The organism is Chamaesiphon sp. OTE_20_metabat_361 (assembly GCF_031364565.1).
On the sequence record NZ_JANLWO010000076.1, the window covers coordinates 1 to 5444 of the forward strand.

At 47.6% G+C, this 5444-nt stretch carries 7 protein-coding genes; 3 read left to right on the forward strand and 4 right to left on the reverse strand.

Features of this window, described 5'->3' with window-relative positions:
- The 4 genes from RMO35_RS02005 to RMO35_RS02020 form a co-directional block, all read right to left on the reverse strand.
- Positions 1 to 2134, reverse strand: a 2134-nt coding sequence (locus RMO35_RS02005) for a GAF domain-containing protein (protein WP_309738200.1), incomplete at its 3' end; no start/stop codon positions are given.
- Between the two features lie 12 nt (positions 2135 to 2146).
- Positions 2147 to 2740 (reverse strand): chemotaxis protein CheW, encoded by a 594-nt coding sequence (locus RMO35_RS02010; protein WP_309738201.1) that lies wholly within the window; start codon positions 2738 to 2740, stop codon positions 2147 to 2149.
- A gap of 148 nt (positions 2741 to 2888) precedes the next feature.
- Positions 2889 to 3251 carry a response regulator gene (locus tag RMO35_RS02015; RefSeq protein WP_309738202.1) on the reverse strand — a complete coding sequence of 121 codons (363 nt, stop codon included), beginning with the start codon at positions 3249 to 3251 and terminating at the stop codon, positions 2889 to 2891.
- A gap of 34 nt (positions 3252 to 3285) precedes the next feature.
- Entirely contained in the window at positions 3286 to 4455 is a 1170-nt protein-coding gene (locus RMO35_RS02020) for a response regulator (protein ID WP_309738203.1), read from the reverse strand.
- 218 nt (positions 4456 to 4673) lie between these two features.
- Here RMO35_RS02020 and RMO35_RS02025 point away from each other — a divergent pair, with 218 nt between their 5' ends.
- The 3 genes from RMO35_RS02025 to RMO35_RS02035 all read left to right on the forward strand — a co-directional run.
- Positions 4674 to 4823 (forward strand): hypothetical protein, encoded by a 150-nt coding sequence (locus tag RMO35_RS02025; RefSeq protein WP_309738204.1) that lies wholly within the window; start codon positions 4674 to 4676, stop codon positions 4821 to 4823.
- A 49-nt stretch (positions 4824 to 4872) separates the two neighbouring features.
- Positions 4873 to 5073: an NblA/ycf18 family protein gene (locus tag RMO35_RS02030; protein ID WP_309738206.1), complete on the forward strand. Its 201-nt coding sequence runs from the start codon at positions 4873 to 4875 to the stop codon at positions 5071 to 5073.
- Positions 5074 to 5240: 167 nt separating this feature from the next.
- The coding region (locus RMO35_RS02035) for an FAD-dependent oxidoreductase (protein ID WP_309738207.1) at positions 5241 to 5444 on the forward strand (204 nt) is incomplete at its 3' end.

Consider the following 5444-nt stretch of genomic DNA (forward strand, 5'->3'; position numbering starts at 1 on the left):
GTAGGGTGAAATTGGAAATAATCTGCAATTTACGCGCATCATCTTCTCTTTGGGCAAATAGTTGCGCCTGATTTAAGACCAGTCCGACTTGAACGGCAATCTGCGCGAGCGTTTCGAGGAGTTCTGGCTCCCAATTCCGAGTCGCGTGACACATATCGCCCACGATTAGCCCCGCTAATTTATTGTTGACTAAAATTGGGATAAAGACACTCGCCCGCACTTGTAAGCGTTGCAGATTGGCGATTTGGACATCTGTTAACCCCGCTCGTTCGATATCGGCGATCGTGGAAATCTGACCCTTGCCGTAACTTAATATTTGCTGGCGATCGAATAACGACCGATCGAGTACTTCACCTAAAATCGATAAAGTGCCAGGAGCGACTGCTTCAGCACCGATCTGGGTCGGAAAATTGTCGCTAAATGTCACAAAGACCGCCCGATCGAGTCCCGCCGCCGTGCGCATACTCGTCAGTGCGGTGGTAATAATCGTCTCTCGATCGAGTGAGGAGCGCAGTTGCTGGGTAATCTCTAAGACTAAATCTTTCCGTGCGGCTTGGACTGCTTTGCGCTCGATCGACTTGCGCCGTTCGAGTACCAATCCGATCCGATCTGCCACGGTTGTGAATCGATCGATCTCGCCGAGCGTCCACTTCCGCTCGCCATTACACACCTGTCCGATTACCAATCCTAAGATTTGACCTTCTACTAAAATCGGCGCTACCATGCGCGCGCGGATCTGGAGCTGTTCTAAGAGCGAGATCTCCGCAGATTTAAGTCCACCAGCCGCATCGAGGCTGTAAATACAAGAAATTTGACCGAGGGCGCTATCCTCACGATCGAGTTCGTACTGAAGGTACTGGTTCATCATCACCGCATCTGGCAGCAGATAAGCTGGTGCCATCGCCGTTGCCATAATTTCGCCGCGTTCGCGATCGCTCCGACCGAAGACCATCAGCCGATCGAGATTAAATTCTTCCCGAATACTGGCTACTGCCCGATCGAGTAATTCGATCGACTCGGCTGGCTCGTTGACTTGTAGCGCCTGAGACAATAGATTCGAGCGATGTAACTCAATGGCTTGGGTATTCCAAGTCATAATCTGCTCGATCGCCAAACCCAGTCGTTGTGCGGCTTGAATCCCAAACGCGATCTCCCAAGCCTGCCAATGGCGCACCCGGTCGCATTGCTGGATCGAGACTAAGCCGATTAACTGTTTACCAGCTAAAATGGGGACGATCGTCATCGATTTGACACCCATTTGCGCGATCGACTGCTGGCGGTTGGGACTCAGCTTCACTTGCTGAAGATCGTTAAAGGTGACACTTTGCCCCAGCGAATAGCGTTCTAACTCGGTCGGTAGCTCGGCAAAATACATCTGACCGAGTGGGGTATCGATCGTCGCGCGCTGCCCAGACCCGACCGACTCGGCAATGACGCTCGCCGTGCCATCTAGATGACACTGGAAAACTGCTACTCGATCGGCTTGTAAAATGCGGCGGATGCCACTTGCGCCAGTCTGATAAACTTGCAGCCGATCTACTGACTCTTGGGCGATCGAGGCGATTTTGCCGTAGAGCTGGTTGGATTGAGCGGCGAGTTGCTGTTGTTGGAGCGTCCGATCGAAATTGGTAACTAATTGATTGAAGCCATTTGCCAGCGCTTGAAACTCAGCGCTACCATTGGGGTCGAGTTGGACGCTCAGATCGCCGTTAGCCGCCTCGGTGAGTTTGGTGGTGACTCGATCGATAGAATTGGCGATTCGGCGGACGATCCAGACCGCCATGCCGATGTTGATAGTGCCGATCGCTAGCAACGCAATTAGATCTATGTACCAATTTTCTGCTTGTGTCGCCACCGACGCCGATTGTTGTGAGCGGTCTGGTGCTGGTTGATTACTGCGATGAAATGCCAACCAACCACTCATCGTTAGCGGCACGACAATAAACGGCAAAATTAGTAAAAAGATTTGCTGTTGCAGCGATTGTCGTAGGCGAAACGAATCACCCGTCGGGAGCGGTGCAGTTGGGAGTTGCTGCGGCTCATCTAGTGGGGCGATCGCTGGTGCTGGCGGGGTTGATGGCACTGGTGTGGCTGTGACCGCACTCTTTTTCGCTGTATCTTCGATCGTCTTCATTTGGCTATTTTTTTATCTAAAAAAGTAATTTAAATCCGATGGGGCATCAGCACGATCTAAGATTGCTTGCCCATCTAATATCAATAAATCTTCCCCATCGGGCGATTCCCACACCCCACTCACCCACTGAGCTAATGCTGGATGGAGATCCGCCGGGAGGGAACCGCTAGTGGCATCTAACTCGCACCATTCAATTTCGACTATTTCATCGACAATAAAACCAATGGTTTTCAACCCTGGTAGCTCGGCTGCTGCTGAAACTGATAACTGCTGTCGCGGAAAAATATCGGCCTCGCCGCCACTGCTGAGGACGATCGTCGGCTGGACACTGCGATAACGTTGAGTAGCTCCACCCAGACCTAGTAATAGTGCTAAATCCACAATCCAGAGAATTTTCCCCCGCCAGTTGTAGACACCTCTGACTGCTGGGGGCAAATGTGGCATCGGGACGATCCGATCGGTGGGAATATTCGCAACTTCGATCGTCCGCTCGACCTCAATTAGCGCCGTAGTGCCTGGTTGCAGGGAAAACCTTAAAAATTGGCGGCGATTTCGGCCTGAGTCTGCACCTACTGTCGATTGCTCTTTGTAACTATTGGCTTGCAATTTATCACCCCTCGATCGCGATTTTTGTCAACGCTATTTATTACTGACACTTCTAGTCTGAACTTCTGCGATAATTTTAATAAAGAATATCATTTAACAAAAAATAGGAATTTAAATCCGTATTCTAAAGCCCTAGTTATCAATTAATTTAATTAACTAATTTTTGAATTACCTCAATGAAATCACTGCGATTTACTGGCTTAGTCAAATAAAGATCTGCTCCTTGCTTTAATCCCCAAAATCGATCCATGTCGGTATTTTTTGTCGAACACATCACAACTGGTATTTTCTGAGTATCGACCTGAGACTTAATCGTGCGACAAATTTCAAAGCCGCTGCGTCCCGGCAAGACCACATCTAAAAAAACAATATCTGGCTTATTAGAACTTAAATAATTAAGAGCTTCTTCGCCATTAATAGCGGAAATCACTCGCCATCCCAAAGTCTCCAAATAATTAGTCAAAATCATCAAGTCGGTCTGAACATCTTCGACAATCAGTGCTGTAGACATCTGTGGTACTATGGTATAAATAGGGATGTTAAAATTAGACGATCGCGACAGGCTGTAAATATTTTTGGGCGATTTCTAGTACTAATTCTGCTTGAACTGGTTTAGTCAGAAAATCAGTTGCCCCCACAACTTTGGCACGCACCCTGTCGATGACCCCATCATTACCTGTCAAGATCACGATCGGGGTATTTTGAAAAGCACCGATTTTGCGGAGCCGACTACAAATTTCATAACCGTTCGCATTGGGCATTACCAAGTCCAGAAAAATCAGATCTGGCTTTTTGCCAACGACGATCGGAATGGCTTTGAGCGAATCCATCACACTAATAAATTGATAACCCTCTTGCAGAAAAATTTGTTCTAATCGATCGCACACAAATGGACTGTCATCGATACAGACAATCAGTGGTACTTTTTGTCCCAAGGGATACTTACTTTTGGCAACCGGACTGGCAAAGTCGGGCAGATCGAGCAGCCCGAGCATCCCCGATTGCAAGTGCGCTCGAAAAGATTGACCGATAGCGACTGGTGATTTGCGCGCCTTGGCAGCAATTTCGCGAATACTATGTTCTCCATTTAATACGAACTGGAGTGCCTGATAGGCTGATGGCGAAACGATTCTTTGAAATTCACTGTGAGCGAAGATTTTGATGGCTCGATCTGGTGAGACTTCTACTAATCCAGCCTGCTGCCATTGCTGCTGCTGTTGAACGGCAATTCCTAATGCTCGATCGAGATCGATCAGCGTTAGTTGAGGACTGAGCAGATCTTGGGCTACCTGCTGATAGGTGACTTCTTCGGCTTGGACGATATCAAACAGGACTTCAACGATCGTGGTTTGGATATGCTTAATCAAACCATTACGGGTCATCCGTCCCTGCTTTGCCCAATTAATCAGCAAATAGTACTCCCAGCAACTAGTTAGCTCTGTGGATGTCAATGCCGAAATATTGGTTAATGCCTCGATCCGGGCTTGAAGATCCTCCGCAGTGCTAGCATCTACACCCATAATCGTGGTATTTCTCACCCACCGTCGAATGGGATGACTACCGCCAGTAGCATAAAGGATGCGACCGAGGTAAATATAAAGGCACCACTCATGTCCCAATGAACTTTTGAGTAAAATTTGTCCACTGAAGTGTTGGTGCTTGATTTCACTCAACTCAGTAGCCAAGCGATCTAGCGTGATGTATTCAGCAACCATTTAATTTTTCCGTTGTCAGCAGGTACCATGCGGGACTCAGTTAAGGCTAATTTGTCTCGATTCCGTAGGATCATTATGCCCACCGCCATCATCTTTTGCTCACGATCGCCATAAATTTAGAGATCGATCTCGACCCAGCTCAAGAATTGTCAAAGTATCTTGACAAAATTGCAAGTTTGTTCATGCTGAGCATTCCTCAGCAAATTAATTTGTTAAAAATGAAATCAGTTATCGGAGTGCCCTCAGATCGGTATCTGCCGATCGGACTAACTCAGATCTGTATTTGTACAGATCGACATCATTGTCAAACGACTGTTATACTTCTTAACATGGCGGTTCGATCGAGCCGCGATCGACAACTCAAATAACTGTCCCCAGTGGGACGATTTTGCTTAATACCCAAAGCAGGAGTCAATTATGTCTAAATCCTTCGACCTATCCTTAGAGCAACAATTTAGCATCCGCTCGTTCGAGCACCAAGTCAAAGACATGAGCCGCGATCAAGCACAGGAATTTCTGGTAAACCTGTACAAGCAAATGATGCTCCAAGAAAATAGCTACAAAAACTTACTCAAACACCAATGGGGCATTGAAGAACCCGATCGTCAAGCAGCCTAAAATCACAGTATCCACAGTTTCAGCCGCTTGAGACTCGATCGAATTGTCGCTAGTGAGCGACCTCCTTCTCTATCTACAAGCAGATATCGGTAAGATGGGGATTGGGGCGCGAACTGTCTGACATAACAATATTAGTAACAGCTAAATAGTGCCAAGGCGATGGCTGGTTGTACAATGGTCGAGATTGTGGCAGATTAAAGTCACGATCGAAGTATCTAGATAACCATCTTATGTTTGATTGTATTATCGTCGGTGCTGGCCCCGCAGGAGGCAGTGCAGCCTACCATCTCGCCAAACAAGGCAGATCGGTATTAGTTTTAGAAAAAGATGCCCTCCCTCGGTATAAACCCTGTGGTGGTGGCGTGTCCCCG

Bases quoted from the DNA above. Each gene is read 5' to 3' on its own strand.
- RMO35_RS02020 (WP_309738203.1), bottom strand. From the start codon at position 4,455: ATGGTTGCTGAATACATCACGCTAGATCGCTTGGCTACTGAGTTGAGT.
- RMO35_RS02030 (WP_309738206.1), top strand. From the start codon at position 4,873: ATGTCTAAATCCTTCGACCTATCCTTAGAGCAACAATTTAGCATCCGC.
- RMO35_RS02025 (WP_309738204.1), top strand. From the start codon at position 4,674: ATGAAATCAGTTATCGGAGTGCCCTCAGATCGGTATCTGCCGATCGGA.
- RMO35_RS02015 (WP_309738202.1), bottom strand. From the start codon at position 3,251: ATGTCTACAGCACTGATTGTCGAAGATGTTCAGACCGACTTGATGATT.